Origin of the sequence: Methylobacterium sp. 092160098-2 (assembly GCF_028920805.1) — a bacterium.
Taxonomy (GTDB): Bacteria; Pseudomonadota; Alphaproteobacteria; order Rhizobiales; family Beijerinckiaceae; genus Methylobacterium; species Methylobacterium fujisawaense.
Genome location: NZ_JAQPZJ010000002.1, coordinates 506,464 through 523,084, shown reverse-complemented (window position 1 = coordinate 523,084; position 16,621 = coordinate 506,464). Strand labels below are relative to the sequence as shown.

Annotated in this window: 17 protein-coding genes and 2 pseudogenes; 7 read left to right on the top strand and 12 right to left on the bottom strand. The window is 68.0% G+C overall.

The window, feature by feature from the left end; all coding sequences use genetic code 11:
- Positions 1-148: 148 nt before the first annotated feature.
- Both PQI07_RS27845 and PQI07_RS27840 read right to left on the bottom strand, forming a co-directional pair.
- Positions 149-535, bottom strand: coding sequence for an SPW repeat domain-containing protein (locus tag PQI07_RS27845; protein WP_043378397.1), 387 nt, complete (start codon positions 533-535; stop codon positions 149-151).
- A 107-nt stretch (positions 536-642) separates the two neighbouring features.
- Positions 643-1,188, bottom strand: a complete 546-nt coding sequence (locus PQI07_RS27840) for a carboxymuconolactone decarboxylase family protein (protein WP_043378394.1) — start codon at positions 1,186-1,188, stop codon at positions 643-645.
- 96 nt (positions 1,189-1,284) lie between these two features.
- Between PQI07_RS27840 and PQI07_RS27835 the strand changes: the two genes are divergently transcribed.
- On the top strand, positions 1,285-2,103 hold the full coding sequence (locus PQI07_RS27835) for a helix-turn-helix transcriptional regulator (protein WP_043378391.1): 819 nt from the start codon (positions 1,285-1,287) through the stop codon (positions 2,101-2,103).
- 205 nt (positions 2,104-2,308) lie between these two features.
- On the opposite strand, the gene PQI07_RS27830 is transcribed toward PQI07_RS27835, so the two are convergent.
- Positions 2,309-2,794: a GNAT family N-acetyltransferase gene (locus PQI07_RS27830; protein WP_342462660.1), complete on the bottom strand. Its 486-nt coding sequence runs from the start codon at positions 2,792-2,794 to the stop codon at positions 2,309-2,311.
- Positions 2,795-3,462: 668 nt separating this feature from the next.
- The gene (locus PQI07_RS27825; RefSeq protein ID WP_081948533.1) at positions 3,463-4,134 is read right to left on the bottom strand and encodes a TetR/AcrR family transcriptional regulator; all 672 of its coding nucleotides are present in this window, start codon (positions 4,132-4,134) and stop codon (positions 3,463-3,465) included.
- A 135-nt stretch (positions 4,135-4,269) separates the two neighbouring features.
- Here PQI07_RS27825 and PQI07_RS37925 point away from each other — a divergent pair.
- Positions 4,270-5,100: pseudogene (locus PQI07_RS37925) on the top strand (FAD-dependent oxidoreductase); the annotation flags it as partial.
- A gap of 69 nt (positions 5,101-5,169) precedes the next feature.
- Here PQI07_RS37925 and PQI07_RS27815 read toward each other — a convergent pair.
- The 7 genes and pseudogenes from PQI07_RS27815 to PQI07_RS27785 all read right to left on the bottom strand — a co-directional run bounded on the left by PQI07_RS27815 (position 5,170) and on the right by PQI07_RS27785 (position 10,546).
- Positions 5,170-6,338 (bottom strand): IS3 family transposase gene (locus PQI07_RS27815; RefSeq protein WP_089231281.1). Its coding sequence is split into 2 segments (ribosomal slippage): positions 5,170-6,071 and positions 6,071-6,338, totalling 1,170 coding nucleotides; the frame shifts between segments, so codons are not numbered across the junction.
- Positions 6,307-6,660: an ABC transporter substrate-binding protein gene (locus PQI07_RS27810; RefSeq protein ID WP_043378379.1), complete on the bottom strand. Its 354-nt coding sequence runs from the start codon at positions 6,658-6,660 to the stop codon at positions 6,307-6,309. Before PQI07_RS27810 ends, PQI07_RS27815 begins: the two co-directional genes overlap by 32 nt.
- Positions 6,661-6,713: 53 nt before the next feature.
- A pseudogene (locus PQI07_RS27805) lies at positions 6,714-7,409 on the bottom strand (glutathione binding-like protein).
- Positions 7,406-8,128, bottom strand: a complete 723-nt coding sequence (locus PQI07_RS27800; protein ID WP_051975893.1) for a glutathione S-transferase family protein — start codon at positions 8,126-8,128, stop codon at positions 7,406-7,408. Before PQI07_RS27800 ends, PQI07_RS27805 begins: the two are co-directional and overlap by 4 nt.
- 22 nt (positions 8,129-8,150) lie before the next feature.
- Positions 8,151-8,726: a carboxymuconolactone decarboxylase family protein gene (locus PQI07_RS27795; RefSeq protein ID WP_043378376.1), complete on the bottom strand. Its 576-nt coding sequence runs from the start codon at positions 8,724-8,726 to the stop codon at positions 8,151-8,153.
- An 18-nt stretch (positions 8,727-8,744) separates the two neighbouring features.
- A complete protein-coding gene (locus PQI07_RS27790; RefSeq protein WP_043378923.1) occupies positions 8,745-9,677 on the bottom strand; it encodes a C-terminal binding protein in 933 nt (310 codons plus the stop codon).
- A 2-nt stretch (positions 9,678-9,679) separates the two neighbouring features.
- Positions 9,680-10,546 carry an alpha/beta fold hydrolase gene (locus PQI07_RS27785; RefSeq protein ID WP_043378372.1) on the bottom strand — a complete coding sequence of 289 codons (867 nt, stop codon included), beginning with the start codon at positions 10,544-10,546 and terminating at the stop codon, positions 9,680-9,682.
- 306 nt (positions 10,547-10,852) lie between these two features.
- Between PQI07_RS27785 and PQI07_RS27780 the strand changes: the two genes are divergently transcribed.
- The 4 genes from PQI07_RS27780 to PQI07_RS27765 all read left to right on the top strand — a co-directional run bounded on the left by PQI07_RS27780 (position 10,853) and on the right by PQI07_RS27765 (position 14,175).
- Positions 10,853-11,764 carry a LysR family transcriptional regulator gene (locus tag PQI07_RS27780; RefSeq protein WP_043378370.1) on the top strand — a complete coding sequence of 304 codons (912 nt, stop codon included), beginning with the start codon at positions 10,853-10,855 and terminating at the stop codon, positions 11,762-11,764.
- Positions 11,765-12,699: 935 nt separating this feature from the next.
- The gene (locus PQI07_RS27775; protein ID WP_043378364.1) at positions 12,700-13,272 is read left to right on the top strand and encodes a chlorite dismutase family protein; all 573 of its coding nucleotides are present in this window, start codon (positions 12,700-12,702) and stop codon (positions 13,270-13,272) included.
- The gene (locus PQI07_RS27770) at positions 13,259-13,921 is read left to right on the top strand and encodes a sigma-70 family RNA polymerase sigma factor (protein WP_230365905.1); all 663 of its coding nucleotides are present in this window, start codon (positions 13,259-13,261) and stop codon (positions 13,919-13,921) included. Before PQI07_RS27775 ends, PQI07_RS27770 begins: the two co-directional genes overlap by 14 nt.
- A gap of 26 nt (positions 13,922-13,947) precedes the next feature.
- Positions 13,948-14,175, top strand: coding sequence for a zf-HC2 domain-containing protein (locus PQI07_RS27765; protein WP_043378361.1), 228 nt, complete (start codon positions 13,948-13,950; stop codon positions 14,173-14,175).
- Positions 14,176-14,182: 7 nt separating this feature from the next.
- On the opposite strand, the gene PQI07_RS27760 is transcribed toward PQI07_RS27765, so the two are convergent.
- Positions 14,183-14,446 (bottom strand): hypothetical protein, encoded by a 264-nt coding sequence (locus PQI07_RS27760; protein WP_043378358.1) that lies wholly within the window; start codon positions 14,444-14,446, stop codon positions 14,183-14,185.
- 232 nt (positions 14,447-14,678) lie between these two features.
- Between PQI07_RS27760 and PQI07_RS27755 the strand changes: the two genes are divergently transcribed.
- Positions 14,679-16,616, top strand: coding sequence for an amylo-alpha-1,6-glucosidase (locus PQI07_RS27755; protein ID WP_051975920.1), 1,938 nt, complete (start codon positions 14,679-14,681; stop codon positions 16,614-16,616).
- Positions 16,617-16,621: the final 5 nt, after the last annotated feature.

Below are 16,621 nucleotides of genomic sequence, written 5' to 3'. Positions count from 1 at the left end.
GCGCCTCGATGAGCCGCGCGTCCATGGTGGTCGTCATGTCCGGCTCCTCTCCGCCTGCGCATCGGCCTAACCCACCGGAGGATGATCCAGGCGAATGAAATGGCGGCCGAGCCTGCGTCCAGCCGCCTCAGGACTGGTCATCCGGAGCTCAAGCGTCGGCGAGAACCGGAGCGCGGTCCTCGGTCTCGGGCGCGTTCAGGACGAACGTCACCAGCAGCACCGCCGCGCCATTCGCCCAGTAGTAGATCGCGTCGAGGCCCTCGAAGCCAAGCACGAACGGCGCGACGATGAAGGTGGCGCCGACCAAGCGATCGACCGCCACATGCAGCCAGTAGGGCAGCACGCGGATGACGCCGGTCTTGTGGTCAGTGAGGAAGGTCAGCGCGAAAGCGGCGACGCCAGTCGCGACCGACAGCCACAGCGCCAGCGGGTTGGTCTTGCCCAGTCCCAGCAGGAACGGGGTGATTATCAGGCTCAGCGCCACCGGATAGTCGAGGTAAGCGTGGACGGTCTTGGTGACGAAACGGAAGTTCATGACACTCTCCTGTTGGCTTTGCGAACGCTCGTCATGGCGAGGCCGCAGTTGATGGACGTCGAGGGAGTCGGACGCGGCGGCTAGTAAGACGCCGCGTCCGCCGTGGGTCAGGCCGCCAGCGCGACGTCGACCTTGGGGAAGTCGATGTCGGTCAGCGCGACGTTGTTGGTGAAGTTGGTGAGGACATTGATCGCCACATTGGCGATCACCTCGACGAGCCGGCCATCGTCGAGGCCGGCCGAACGGGCGGCGGCGATGTCGGCGTCGCTCACGTGGCCCTTCGCCTCCGCCACGCGCTGGGCGAAGGCGGCGACCGCGTTGTCGAGCGCGTCCTGCGCCTTGCCGTGGCGGGCGGCATGGACGCCTTCGGGCGTCAGGCCCGCGCCCTTGCCCATCAGCGTGTGGGCGGACAGGCAGTAGTGGCAGCCGTTGGCCTGTGCGACGGCAAGCGCGATGATCTCGCGCTGCTTGGCCGTCAGCGCGCCCTTGGCGAGCGCGTCGGAGAAGCCGAGATAGCCGTTCAGCACGGCGGGCGACTGCGCGAAGGTGGTGAACAGGTTCGGCACCATGCCGATCTTGGCCTTCACGGCCGAGAGCGTCGCCTGGACTTCGGCGGCGGCATGGGCGGTGTCGATGGGAGCGATACGGGGCATCGGCGAGATCCTCGTCTTGGTTTGTGCGGCTTGCACGCCCGCTCTATGCCGAACGACGCGGTAGCGTAGGTCCCGAGAACGTTGCCGATCGTCCCGATGGATCACCTCGCCGCCCTCTTCGCCCACGCCACGCCCACCGCGCGGACCTTCTTCACGGGCAACCTATGCCAGGCGGTAGAATTCGCCGAAGGCGGCCATCTGCACTTCCTCAACGCCGGCACGCTGACGCTCGCGCAACGTGGCGAGCCCGACCTTATGCTCTCAGAGCCGACGCTGCTGTTCTTCCCGCGCAGCCGCACCCACCGCTTTCTCGTCGACCCCGAGCGTGGCGCCGACCTTGCCTGCGCTGCCGTCGACCTCGGCGGCGAAGCGGGTAGCCCGATCGGCGAGGGGCTGCCGGCGTTCGTGGTGCTGCCGCTCGCCAGCCATCCCGCGCTCGGGCCGACCTGCGACCTGATCGTCGACGAGGCCTTCGCGGAGGGCGACGGCCGGCAGACGGCGCTCGACCGGCTGTTCGATTACCTGCTGATACTGATCGTGCGGCACGTGGTGAGGAGCGGTCTCGTCGACGGCGGCGTCCTCGCGGGGCTCGCCGACACCCGGCTGGCGCGTGCGCTCACCGCGCTGCACGAGGCGCCGGGCAAGCCTTGGTCGCTCGAGAACCTCGCCGAGGTGGCCGGCATGTCGCGCACCCGTTTCGCGGAGCGCTTCCGCGTCGTTGTCGGCCGGACACCGATCGACTATCTCACGCTCTGGCGGATGACAGTGGCGCGCCAGCGCCTCGCCAAGGGCAAGTCTGTCAAGAGCGTGGCCGCGGAGGTCGGCTACGACAGCCCCGCTGCGTTTTCGCGGGTGTTCTCCCGCATCGTCGGGCACTCACCGCGCGAACAACAGGACAGCGCATCTCCTGAGTAAGCCTGCTTTGATGCATCCGCCCTCCGGGAGCGGTCGGGCGGAAATCCACCCGTCCAAGGCGTTCAGCTACCCCTTGACGTCAGCAGGAGCTGGCCGATTCGGTCCGCCCGCTTCGGAGAAGGGCCGCCGGAACAGCGAACGCTCCGCTTCCGACCCAAGTCAGGCGAACACGCCGCCGCCCATTGAGCGCCGTTGCGTCTGAGGGTCAGCCCGCCCGCGTGATCGGCCGGGCGAAACGTTGCTCCAGCACCTCTACCCCCCATTGCTGTCCGGGCCGCTCCTCTACAAGCCGGAAGCCGTGCGACTCGTACAGGTGACGGGCGGCATGTAGGCCCTGGAACGTCCAAAGGTGGACGGCGTCGAAGGCCCGCAGCTCGCAGAAGCCCACAGCGGCGGTCAACAGCCTTCTGCCGACGCCGCCACCGCGCAATCCGTCATCGACGATGAACCAGCGCAGATGCGCGATGCCCGCGCCGATGTCCTCGCCGTCGATGGCCACCGTGCCGACGATCTGCCCCCGGCGAACCGCGAGCCAGAGGCCGTTGCAGGGATGATCGAGTCGATCTGCGAAATCGGCCAGACCTGCGGCGATGCGTGCCTCGAACGCGCGTCCGAACCCCGCAATCCTCGCGTAGTGCTGGGCGTGCATCTCCGTGCAGCGCGCGAGAGCACCGCTCTGGTAGCCGGCCACGAGGGTCACTTCGGGCGGATGCGTCGAGACCTCGGGCGCCCCATCCGTCTGTCGCAGATCGTGCGTCATCGTTCAGCTTAGTCCCCCGGGCGGTGCGCCGACATCATGTTATCCAACCCTCGCCATTCCTGGTCTGGAGTCCTCCGCGACCCGACCGATCCGCCTGTCATGGGTGAAGGCATCCGATGAACGAACAACCGCGCCGGCGCTTCTCGGCGGTCTCCCGAGCCTGCGGGCTGGATCGTCCAATAACGCCGTGCTCTTGGCTGTGGCCCAACCAGGCGATCACGGCTTGAGCCGCCGGGCGCCGGCAGATCGATCGAGATTGCGGCGCAAGAAGCGGGATGCGCGACCCCGTGGACGCGGTGCAGACCGGATGGCCTTCCGCGACTGAACCGTCCCGCCAAGTCCACTTCCGTGAACCGCAGCATGACCGCGTCCGAGCAGACGATTCTGCTCGCCCTATCCGTACGTTGGGGCGGATCGTTCTTCCTCACGCGCGTCGCGCTCTCGGTGCTGCCGCCGACGACCCGCTCCGCCCGAGGCGGGAACCTCCGGCCGAGCCGTTGCGGAGAACGGCGGCTGCGCCTTTCTCGTATGCCATCGTGAACCCCGATCGTTGCTGTGGCTGCATTCTCCGGGACCTGGTCGCGCAATGCCGGTGCTGCTCAGCCGCGCGTCCTGGCCTGCTCGCCGAATCGGGGCGATGCCGTCATCCGGGGGAAGGCGCGCTCGACGATGTCACCCACGCGGTCGGGCGCGCAGATCGGTCCGAGCACCTCACGATAGAGCGGATCGGAGATCACCGTGGCCGACCCGACCAGGGTCGCCACGAACTGGAACATCAGGAGGTCGAGGTCCACCTCGACCATCCATCCTGCGGCCTGCGCCTGCCGCAAAGTTGCCCTCTGCTTCTCGGCGAACCGCATCATCTTGGCCTTAAGGCCCGGGCTCGCGCATCGGACGACCTCCGGGTTCCGGACCGCGTTGTAGTGTGCGGGGTGTTCGTTGGCCCATTGCAGATAGGCGCTGGCGAGCGAGCGAAGCTGTTCGACCGGATCACCGCCCGATGCGGCCATCGCCGACTCAGTCGCCGCGATCAGCCTGTCCACGCCGTCCTCCGCCAGCGCGGCGAGGAGGTCCGTCCGGGTCTGGAAGTGTCTGCCGGGTGCAGCGTGCGAGACGCCGAGGTCGCGGGCGAGCGCCCGCAGACTCAGCGCCTCGATTCCCTCCGCACCTATCACCTCGGCCGCCCGTTCGAGCAGCGCATCGCGCAGGTTACCGTGATGGTAACGCCGCGCGCCGGATGGGCAGCAGGATTCGCGATCCAATGTTGACACAGCCTACAAAGGCTCCCAGTTGTGTGTTGTCGCTGACAACATAGCGGGTCGCGGCGCCGTGGCAATGATCCGAGGAGATCATCGTGTCGTCCCTTCCTCAAAGCACCGAAGTCCTTATCTGCGGCGCCGGCCCCGTTGGCCTCACGCTCGCTCTCGGCCTCGCGAAGAGGGGGCGTCAGGAGCATCGTCGTCGATCAGAAGCGGGAGCTGGACACTCACTCCCGCGCAATCGCGCTGTTTCCACGGACGCTGGAAATCTTTCGGTCGCTCGGCGTGGTCGAGGATTTGATCGTCAGCGGCGAGCAGTCGTCCCACCTCCGGCTGCGCCGCGCGTCAGACCGCAAGACCCTCATCGACTTCGACTTCGGAACCTACGACCCGATCACGCAGTGTAACTACTTGCTCGCCATCCCTCAGAACCGCACGGAGCGCGTCCTCTTCGAGCACGCCCAGCGCAACGACAGGATCGAGCTGCGTATGGGATGCTCGTTCGTTCGATTCGAGGACGATGAGGCCGGCGGGTGCGTGCATGTTCGTCTTCGCGAAGGGGAAGGCGTCGAGAGCGTCGTCGAGGCGCGATTCCTCGTGGGGGCGGACGGTTCCCACAGCAGCGTTCGGCAGCAGCTCGGCTGGGAGTTGCAGGGTAAGACCTACGCGACTCGAGCCGTCCTTGCCGATGTCGAGGTGAGCGAGGAGGCGGACACCGCGGACGGGTGGCTCGCCGAGCCCGATCGCCCGTCGCTCCTTATGTCGATCCGGTATGCGCCGCGGATATGGCGCTTGATCGAGCAGGGCATTCCCGACACGCTGACGGACGCCGAGCTCGCCGATCACGCGCGAGAGCTGACAGAGGTTCTGTTCGGCGAGGGGGCCTGGCGGAAGACGGTGTGGACCTCGGCCTACCGCAAGCACGAGCGCGTGGCGCCTCATTTCCGGAGCGGGCGCGTGCTGCTGGCGGGGGACGCCGCGCACCTCAACAGCCCGGCCGGCGGGCAAGGTCTGAACACGGGCATCCGCGATTGGACTTGCTTCAGTTTAGTGGAGAGCGGTGTGGTGGGCGATGCCCCTTTCGAATTGGGTGGGGCTGGTGAAGCCGAGCGCCGAGTGACGGCGTCGGGGATTGTAGAAGCCATCGATGTAACGGGCCAGCGCGTCGATGGCCTCGGCTCGCGTCTGGAAGGCGGTGCGCCAGACCAGTTCGCTCTTCAGCGTCTTGAAGAACGTCTCGACCATCGCGTTGTCAAAGCAATTCCCCTTGCCAGACATCGAAATCACGATGCCATGTCCTCGTAGTTCCGCCTGATACTCATTCGCACAGTACTGACTGCCGCGGTCGGAATGATGCAGCAAACCTGGTCCGGGCTGCCGGACGACGAGGGCACGTCGCAGCGCAGTCAGCGCGAGCTCCTTGTGAAGACGGTCGCCCACCGCCCAGCCCACGACCCGTCGAGAGTACAGGTCGAGGACCACCGCCAGGTACAGCCAGCCCTCCCGCGTCCAGATGTAGGAGATGTCGCTCCCCCACTTCCGATCCGGCCCAGCCGCCGTGAAGTCCTGGTCGAGGTGGTTGGGCGCGATCGGGAAGGCGTGGCCGCTGTCCGTCGTGCGTCGGAAGCGGCGCGGCTGGCGGGCCTTGAGCCCGTTCTCCCGCATCAGCCGGGCCACGCGTCGCCGGCCTGCCGCCAAGCCCTGCTCGCGCAACTCATGCGTCATGCGCGGGCTGCCATACGTCTCGTGCGAGAGCGTGAAGGCGGAGCGAACATGGGCAAGCAGCACGAGGTCCTCGCGCTGCCGTGCCGAAGCCGGACGATTCTTCCAGGCAAAGTAGCCGCTCGGACTGACGTCGAGGACCTTGCACAGGCGCGCGACCGGGAAGTCCTTCTTCGCCGCGTCGACGAGGCGGAACCTCATCGACTTCCCTCTTTGGCGAAAAAAGCCGTGGCCCGCTTCAGGATCTCCCGCTCCTGGCGCAGCACCTCGTTCTCGCGGCGCAGGCGCTTGAGCTCGGCGGCCATGTCCTCCTGCCGTTCCGCCGGCGGGTGGTCCATCTCCCGCTCACGTCGGCCGTCGATCCAGTTGCGCAGCGTCGAGAGCCCGACGCCTAGATCGGCGGCGACTTCCCGGCGGGACCGCCCGCTCGTCTGCGCCAGTCGCACCGCCTCGGCACGAAACTCAGGGGTAAAGGTTTGCTTCCGGTCTGACATCGGAACCCTCCTCCTTCAGGAAAAGAGCTCTCCACTTTTGCGAGGCAAGTCCAATGTCGGGCTTGTTCTGGTGGTCGGCGCCGACGATCCGGATGGCGACCCCGGGCAACAGCGCCGCCGCCTCCTCCGCGGTCATGCGGGCGGCCAGCTCCGAGCCCGCGCCCGACTTGTCCGCGTAGACGCTCGATCGGTCGCCGAGCACACCGATCTTGACGACGCCGTCGGAGAAGGCCTCCGCGGCCGGAGCACCGGTCGGGACGAGGGCCGCCGCGAGCGCGCGGAACGCGGCGGCGCGGCCGCGCGCGCCGAACCGTCCGGTCATGGTCGTCCTCCCCGTGTCGTGACGCTCGGGCTTCGGAAGCGTGGTCGCGGCGCTCAGCCGCCGCGGCGTCCCTGGCCGAACAGGATGGCCTTCGACTCCTCGGTGACGGTCGGAGTCGAGTTGACGGCCTTACCGGCCGCGTAGGCGCGCTGCACGGAGGGGCGCACCGCCAGGGCATCGAGCCAACGGCGGACGTTCGGGTACTCCTCGATCCGCTGACCCTGCCGTTCCCACAGCAGGCATCACGGGTAGGCCGCCATGTCGGCGATGCCGTATGCGTCGCCTACGATGAAGGGGCGATCGGCCAATCGCTCGTCGAGGACCCCGTAGAGGCGCGACGTCTCCTTGACGTAGCGTTCTATCGCATAGGGAATGCGCTCGGGCGCGTAGTGGCTGAAATGGTGATTCTGGCCGAGCATGGGGCCGAGCCCGCCCATCTGCCACATCAGCCATTCCAGCGTGGTCTTGCGGCTGCGCCGGTCGTCGGGCATCAGGCCGCCGAGCTTCTCGGCGAGGTAGATCAGGATCGCGCCGGACTCGAAGACCGGAACGGGCTCGCCGCCGTCGGCCGGCGCGTGATCGACGATGGCCGGCATGCGGCCGTTCGGGGAGATGCGCAGAAAGTCGGGTTCGAACTGCCGGCCCTCGCTGATGTTGACCGGCACGATCCGGTAGGCCGCTCCAGCCTCCTCCAGCGCCAGCAGGATCTTGTAGCCGTTCGGGGTCGTCCAGAAATGCACGTCGATCATGGCGGAGAATCCGATCCTTCGTTGGAGAGGTGGGCGCGAGCCGCCCTCGCAGCCAGGCCGTCGAAGAGGGCGAGCGACCGGTCGCGCCAGGCCGCGACCGGGTCGTCCGCCGCCAGGAGTCCGCGCGGCGACGAGCATCGAGCCCACTGGAACGCGGCGAATACGATGTAGTCGGCAAAGTTCGGGCGCTCGCCCCCCAGGAAGGGTTGCGACCGGATGGTCGCGCGGAGCGGCTCGAGGGAGGCCCGGAAGGCGGGCAGGGCCTGATCGGCGCCCGCCGCGACCGCCTCGAGCGTCGCCCCGAACCGCGCCTCCCGCGTGCGCCTGAAGTATTCTTGGTCGCGCTCGTGCAGGATGGTCCAGACGTCCAGCACGATCTGGCGCCCGATCCCGGGAATCACGACCCCGTCGCACCAGTTCCTGACGAACACGATCCCGGCTCGGGCCTCGCGCGGACCCAGCAGGGACGGCCGGTCGGGATACTTGGCGTCGAGATGACAGGCGATCGACCAGGAATCGACGATCACCGCGCCTTCGTCCACTAGGACGGGAACGCGATCCTGGCCCGAGAAGGCGATGGTCGCCTTGTCGGTGAAGCGCCACGGCACCGTGTCAGCCGAGAGGCCCTTGTGCGCAAGCGCCAGACGCACGCGCCAGACGAACGGACTGAACCGGACGCGCTCGTCGGCCGCCGCGAGATCGTAGAGCTTCAGCGCCATCGGACCCGTTCCACCGCGCCATTCAGGCCGCGTCGGCCTGCTGGACGGGTTCGGGCTTGCTCCACGCGTAGGCCTCGAACGCCGCGTCGAGGGGCGTGGCCGCGACGTGATCGATGTCGTTGCCGAGCACCTCGTACCCGATGGCGACGATCGCCTCGATCAGGTTCTCCCGCGTGTAGCCCGCCGCTTCGAAGCGATCGAGCTCGGCCTGCCCGACTTGGCCGCGAGTCCGGGTCATGGCGGCGGCGAAGCTGCGCAGCGTCTCGAGCTTCGGGTCGGCCAGCGGGTCGCCGTGGCGCAGCGCGGACAGGATTGCCCCGGGAATCCTCTCGCGCGTGGCGATCGGCGAGTGCACCGCCATGCAGTGATGGCACTCGTTCTCGTAGTCGATCGCCCGCAGGACGATCTGGCGTTCGAGCACGGACAGGGTGCGCCTGGCAAAGGTCGCGCCGGTCTGCCGATAGATTTCGTACATAACCGGCGACTCGGCCATGATCCCGTGCAGGTTCGGCAGGAAGCCGTAGCGCTCGAGCGAGTCGGCCGCGATCGGCTTCGACCGCTCGGGCGCGGTCCCGGGGGTGTGGATGGTCAGGTCCATGACGGTGCCTTCCTGCGATCAGTGGACGGGATTGAGGGCTGGCTCGCCGCGCAGCGCCGGGGCCACCTCCTCGGCGGTGCGCCTCTGGAGATCGACCAGCGATTCCTCCGAGTAGAAGGCGAGGTGCGGCGTCACGATGAGGTTGGGAACGGTCCCGATCCAAGTCTCCGCCGTCGGCGGCTCGGTCTCGAGGACATCAAGCGCGGCGCCGCCTAATCGCCCCGATGCCAGCGCCGCGCACACTGCGGGAAGGTCGACGAGGCCGCCGCGGGAGGTGTTGACGAGGAGGGCCCCGGGCTTCAGCCGCGCCAAGCTCTCGGCGTTGACGACGTGGTGCGTCTCGGCCTCCAGCGGCACGTGGAGCGAGAGGATGTCGGCCGCCTCCCAGGCCTCGTCGCGTTCGACGCGGCGGGCCCCCAGCCCCGCGATCGGGTCCTGAGGGACGAACGGGTCGCACACGAGGATGTCCAGGCCCAGGGCGCGCGCGATGCGCCCGAACCCGAGCAGGACGAGCGTGCGTCCGCGGAGGCGGTGGAGAGGCGCGACGGCGGCCACGTTCCACACGCCCGCGCGGGTCTGGTCGATCCCGCGGACCAGCCCGCGGGCGAGCGCCAGCATCAGCGCCAGGGTGTGATCGGCGACTTCTTCGATGCAGTAGTCCGGGACATTGGTCACCCGGATGCCCTTGTCCCGCGTCGTGGGCAGCGGGATCGTGTCCACGCCGATGCCGTAGCGCGCGATGATCGCGCAGCGCTCCAGTTGCTGGACGAGGGTCGGCGGAAGCCTCGCGTAGCAGTTCAGCAGAGCGTCGGCATCGCGGCAGACCTCCAGCAGAGCTTGCGGGTCCGTGGACGGCGCGACGACCAGATCGGCCAAGCCGTCGAGGATTGCGCGTTCGGGCTCCAGGTTCGGGAATACGTGGTCGGTGACGACGACCTTCCGCCTTGTCATGGTCAGCCCCGCCACGGCTCGAGAATGGCAAGGAGTTCCGCGTTGACGCGGTCGGGCCGCTCCTCTGGAGGCAGGTGCCCGCATTGCGGAATGGCGACGCCGCGCACGTCTCCGGCCATGCCCTGCCACACGGCCAGGACGTCGAAGGTCCGGCCCACGAGGTCGAAGTCGGCGCCCCAGATCGCGAGGGTCGGGCACGCGATCAGCCGGTCGGCGTCGGCCTCGTCCTGCGCGAGGTCGACCGGTCCTGCCCGGTAGTCCGCGAAGGCGCCGCGGAAGGCGCCGGGCCGAGAATAGGCGCGGACGTACTCCGCCACCGCCTCCTCGCCGATCGCACCCGGCGCGTAGGACCAGCTATCGAAGAAGTGCCGCAGGAACATCTCCTCGCGCCCTGCGACCAGCGCCTCCGGAAGATGCGGCACCTGCTGGAAGTAGAAGAACCAATAGAGCTTGGCGAGCCGCGCGTCCGTGGCCTGGAAGACCACGCGCGTCGGTATGTTGTCGATCACGACGAGGCGGTCGATGGCCTCCGGGTAGTCCTTGGCGAACCGTGTCGCGACACGGGCGCCGCGGTCGTGACCGACGAGGGCGGCACGCCCGATGCCGCAATGCGCCATCAGGGCCCGGACGTCTCCCGCCATCGACCGCTTGTCGTATCCCGTATCGGGCTTGTCGGTCGCGCCATAGCCGCGCAGATCCGGAGCGATGATTCGATACCGCTCGGCCAGGACGGGCCACTGATGGCGCCGCGCGAAATGCGTCTCCGGATAGCCGTGCAGAAGCAGCACGGCCGGGCCCGCACCCGCGTCGAGGTAGTGCATCCGGATGCCGTTGACCTGGGCCGTATGGTGCCGTGCATCCGGAGTCATGAGGGTCTCCCCTTTGCAACCAGCGTGCGGACAACCGGGAGTCGTGAGAAGAGGTGACGCGGGAATAGGATCTATACGCGACCTGTATGAGTACGTGCTGGAAGATCCTGGGCGCTCGTGGCGACGGGGACCGTGGCGACGGGGACCGTGGCGGCGCGAGCGAGCGGCGCGTGCCGAAGGATGCGTCGGTCTCGCGGGCGTCGTCGCCCGCCGGAATCCACCGCCTCGATCGGCAGTCATCGGTGACCGGTCCGCCGCGGTCGGCTACGGGGTGTCGGAGCTCCGGACGATACGGGGACGGTATGGATGAACGACCTGATCACGGCCATGCGGACCTACGTGCGGGTCGTGGAGGCCGGCAGCTTCACCGCCGTGGCGGCCGAGCTCTGTACCACCCAGCCGACGATCAGCCGGCAAGTGGCTTCGCTGGAACAGCATCTCGGCACGCGGCTCATCACCCGCACGACCCGCGCGCTCGCCGTGACGGAGGACGGTCGCGTCTTCTACGAACACGCCCTGCGGTCGCTCGAGACGCTGGCCGAGGCCGAAGCCGCGGTCGGCAGGCGCAAGGGCCGGCCGTCCGGAACGCTGCGACTCACCGTGCCGGTCGTGTTCGGGCGTCTGCACGTCGTGCCGCGCCTTGCGCTGTTCGCGGAGCGCTACCCGGACATCCGCGTCGATCTCATCATGAACGACGCCTTCTCCGACCTGGTCGAGGAGGCGATCGACCTCGCGATCCGGGTCGGCGAGATCACCGATCCGGGCCTCGTCGCGAAACGGATCGGGATCACGCGGCGCGTCACGGTCGCCGCCCCGGCCTATCTCGCGAAATGCGGCGAACCCACGTGCCCGGGCGACCTCGCCGCCCATGACTGCATCGTCTACACGCGTCTCGTCGCCGGCCACCGCTGGTCGTTCACGAGCCCGGATGGACCCGTCTCAGTCGACGTCGCGGGTCGTTTCCGGGTCAACAATTCGGAAGGGGTGCGCGAGGGCGTCATCGCGGGCCTCGGCATCGGCGTCGTGCCGATCTGGGCGTTCCGCGACGAGATCGAGACGGGACGGGTGAAGATCATCCTCCCCGCTCACCGGCCGATGCCGTTGCCGATGCAGGCCGTCTACCCGTCGCGCCGGTTCGTTCCGCTCAAGGTGCGGGCAGCCATCGACTACCTGAGAAGAGAATTTCTGCAGGACGCACGGATCTCTGGCGCCGGTTGAGAGCGTTCGAAGGGCTTGGCCTTACCTCGGCTCGAAGGGAAAGTTTCCGCAACTGGTCGATCATCGGTCGTTTGAATGAGCGACGAGAGTCGGGATGTCGTACAAGTGCCCGACTCGCGGATCCACGCGTTTGCGGCGGTCCTCGTCGTGTGCACGGTCGGGGACCATGCCGATGGCCGATTCGCGAGGACGTATCCGCGGAAGGCCGATGAGCGGGTCGTCGACCGATCTTTCGACGCCGGCGTCTTCGCGAACCTTCCACCGTCGATCCTACGGAACGGGACCAGGATCGCGGTGGTCGAAGTCTGCGTCGACGGGCGGAGCGAGCGCGCGGACCTTAGCCGATCCGATAAGCCATGACCTGATGCGCTCCCTTCATGGGCGCGTACGGCCCGGTGCGTCCCATCCGGCGTTGCACCGGGTGACGAGCCCACGAGTTTCTTGGCTATCCGGATTGCGGTGTGGAATGCATCAGGTGCTCCTATCGGTCTCCCGGCTGTTTCACCCCCTCAAGCAGCCCACTCGGCCGGGTGACAAGTCCCGGTCGAGGGCGCAGTCCCAGACGACGCGCCGCGTACACTGCCCGCCTCGCCGCAGGCAAGGGCCCGATCATCGCCGCTGCGGATCGGCACGAAACACAGGATCTGGCCCACCCGATAGAAATGGTGCCTCGACAAATGAAACCTTCTCCGACCTATCCTTCTCGCCACGTTCTTGCCGACACGAACGCGGCGTTTGATATTCGTCGGAGATGGAACACACCTTTGCTCAACGTGGAGGGTTTGCATCAGCGGCCCTATGAAGCGTCAACTGCACGAGATCTCACGGTCTCCGAAAATCCTCGTCCTTCAGGGCGGGGAAGATGTTGACTGCCTTCGACTGTGTAACGCGGCGAGCCTTGCAAGCGAAGCGGCCTTTACCGAGAGGATGGCGGAATGATCGACCTGATCGAGTTCGCGGGTGGCGATGCAGGCCCTTGGCGGGTGACGCGCGCGGAGTCGCCGCTTGGGGAGCGTCTGCCCAGCGCAACCCGCCTTTCCGTCAGCCTTCCGATCGGCAACATGGGACAGCGGACCGGTCCTTCGACCGGCACGATCTGGCGCTTGCGCGGGGTGGTGAGCAATCTGCGCTATACAACCAGCAACGAGGCGCAGCGGCTACGCGCCGTGCAGCCACCTCTCGATCGACCTTCGGCGACGCGGGCCGCCCTGATCCCGATCAGGAAGTCGGCGCGCTGGTGGGAGCTGGCTCAGGACGAGCGCCGGGCGATCTTCGAGGAAACCTCGCACCACACGAGCATCGGCCTCGGCTACCTGCCGGCGATCGCACGGCGACTCCACCACAGTCGTGACCTCGGCGAGCCGTTCGATTTCCTGACGTGGTTCGAGTTCCCGCCGGAGCACGAGGTAGCCTTCGAGGCGCTCGTCGCAGCGCTACGCGCTACCCGCGAGTGGACCTTCGTCGAGCGCGAGGTCGACATCAGGTTGACCCGTGATGCGCCAGGCTGATCCGGTGATGACGGCCGATCTGGAACCGAGCGACGACCTGCTGCTTCCGCGGCTTCGGCTCGGCGAGGAGGCCGCTTTCCGGATCCTCGTGCGGCGCTATCACGTGCGGCTCGTGGCGATCGCCCGTGGCGCACACCTGACGCGGGAGGCGGCGGAGGAGGCGGTGCAGGAGGCCTGGATCGCGGTGATGCGCAACATCGCGGGATTCGAGGCGCGCTCGTCGCTGCGCACGTGGCTGACCGGGATCGTCCTGAACATCGCGCGCAAGGCCTCGGTCTCCGCCAGGCGCACCGCGACCTTCGCGGAACTCACGCCACGGCATGACGAGGACGAGGGATCCGGTTTCGACGCCGATGCCTTCCTCGCCGACGGCCACTGGCGTGAGGCGCCCTGGCACTGGAGCGAGATCGACTTGGAGCGCGGGCTCGCGGGGCGGCAGGTCTGGCAAGCGGTCGAGGCGGCCATCGCCGCTCTGCCGCCGGACGAGGCCGCCGTGATCCGGCATCGCGACATCGAGGGTTTCGGCCCGCGCGAGACGGAGGAGTTGCTCGGCCTCGGCGAGGCGCGTCAGCGCGTGCTGCTCGATCGAGCGAGGCTGAAGATCCGACGGGTGTTCGAGGCGTTGACCCGCGACGCGGCGCGAGCGTGACGAGCGGAACGGGCGAGGATGATCGGATGCGGTGTCGAGAGGCGGCGGAGCAGGCAGGCGCGTTCGTGGACGCGGAGGTGTCCGGACGCGTTCGATGGCGCATCCGGCTTCATCTCGCGACCTGCAGGAATTGCCGGCGTTTCGTGCGGCAGATCGCGCTCACGCGCGACGCTCTCGGCCGGCTCCCGCCTCCGCCCCTCGACGCCGCCCGCGAGGACGAACTCGTGGCGGCCCTGCGGGAGGCATCGCGGTGAGCGCCGGTCAGCAACCGGTACAGATCGAGGTCGCGATCAGGTTGTGCAGAGCGCGACTCTTCCGGTCGAGCGCCGCGGTGGTCCCACTGCGCCCGTCGAGGGCCGAGCCCCCCGGCTTCGTCGTACCGTTCGACGTCACTTGGCGGAACAGCGCCTGTGGCATCGTCGATGCCGAGCCGACCGCGGCCGGCAAATGGTCGACCGGCGCGGCACTGACCGGGAACGCAGCGAAGGTGATGAGAGCGATGGCGGCGAAAGCGGGGCGGGTCATGATCTTTGTCCCTACGTGGTTTGGAGCGGGAAGCGTTCAGACGAAGGCGACGACCATCAGGCTGAAGAAGGCCGCGATCGCGCCGACGATCGGAGGAAGGGCGCGGGCTGGATCGAACATCGAGGTTCTCCGCGGCGCGTCGATCGCGCCATGATCCTGAGTGCCTGCAGGAGGCCGGATCCGCGTGCGGCTGCGCACGCCGGATGCCGCGCGGACGGAGCGGGACACCGGGATGCCTGACGCGATACCCCTGCCGGGCGAGGCGTTCGAGTGGCTGGAGGCCGACGGGCTCGGCGGTTTCGCCTCGGGCACCGTTTCGGGCGTCCGGACACGCCGCTACCACGCGCTCCTGCTCACGGCGGCGAATCCGCCGACCGGGCGGACGGTGCTCGTCAACGGCATCGAGGCCTGGATCGAGACCGCGGCCGGACACACCGATCTCAGCGCCCAGCGCTACCTGCCGGACGTGATCCATCCGCGCGGTTTTGAGCGAATTACGAGCTTCACTCACGAGCCCTGGCCGTCATGGACATTCGGCCTGCCGGATGGCACCGAGATCACCCAGGAGATCTTGGTTGATCCCGATGCCTGCGACACGCTGCTGCGATGGCGGCGGATCTCAGGCGCTGGTCCTTGCACGCTCGTCGTCGTCCCGCTGCTCTCGGGACGGGACTATCACAGCCTGCAAACCGCAAATCCCGCTTTCGACTTCAAGCCACAAATCGGCGGCGCGGAGACCGGAACCTGCGTCACGTGGCATCCCTATCCGGATCGACCGGCGATCTCCGCCCTGACCACGGGCACCTATCGACATGAACCGGACTGGTATCGCCAGTTCCTCTACGCGGCGGAGCGGGCGCGGGGACTCGACTGCGTCGAGGATCTCGCCGCGCCCGGCAGCTTTCGCTTCGATCTCGCGGGGCCCGAGCCCGGGCTGATGCTGCTACGCGCTGGCGAGAGCGGGCCGGTCCGCGTCCGAGCCTTGGCTGACCGGATGATCGCCGCGGCGCGCGCGACGCGGGCCGGTCCGGATCTTCGCCGAAGTGCCCTGAGCTACCGGGTTGATCGAGGACGGGGCAGTACCCTGGTGGCAGGCTTCCCCTGGTTTACGGATTGGGGGCGTGACACCTTCATCGCGCTGCGCGGCCTGCTGCTGGCGACCGGCGAACTCGACACCGCGGAGAGCATCCTCAGAGCCTGGGCGGGCGTCGTCAGCGAGGGCATGATGCCCAACCGTTTCCCGGATTCCGGCGAGGTACCGGAATACAATTCCGTCGACGCCTCGCTCTGGTACGTGGTCAGCGTGTACGACTTCTTGGCAGCCTGCAGGCTGGTTGGGCGCTCCGTCCAGTCCGAGCCAGCTCTGCGTACAGCCTGCCTCGCGATCCTCGATGGCTACGCTGCCGGTACCCGTTTCGGCATCCGGGCCGATGCGGATGGTCTGATCGCGGCCGGTCAGCCCGGATGGCAACTCACGTGGATGGACGCCAAGGTCGGCGATTGGGTGGTCACGCCCCGTATCGGCAAGCCGGTCGAGATCCAGGCCCTCTGGATCAACGCCCTCCACATCGCGGCGACGCTGTGGGAGCCGCGCTTCTCCGAGGCCGAGACCGCGGCGCGAGCGAGCTTCGCGCAGAAATTTCCAAACCCGGTGGGTGGCTTATTCGACGTCGTCGATGTCGACCACGTCCCCGGCACGCACGATGCGGCGGTGCGTCCGAACCAGATCTTCTGCGTCGGCGGTCTCCCGTTTCCGCTCCTGACTGGGGAGCTCGCCAAATCCGTCGTCGATGCGGTCGAGCACAGGCTTCTGACGCCGCTCGGCCTGCGCACCCTGTCGCCGGACGATCCCGCCTATGCCGGTCATTACGGGGGCGACGCGCGGACGCGAGACGGTGCGTACCACCAGGGCACGGTCTGGCCCTGGCTGCTCGGTCCCTTCGTCGACGCGTGGCTCTCGGTCCGCGGCCGCAGCGAGGCGGCCCTGACGGAGGGGCGGGCTCGCTTTCTGCCGCCGCTGGAGCAGCACCTCGGCGAGGCCGGCCTCGGTCATGTCAGCGAAGTCGCCGACGGCGATGCGCCCTATCGACCCGGCGGCTGCCCGTTCCAGGCCTGGTCGCTTGGCGAATATATCCGCCTGCGCCGGATGCTCGGCCTCAAAGCGTTCTGAGGGAG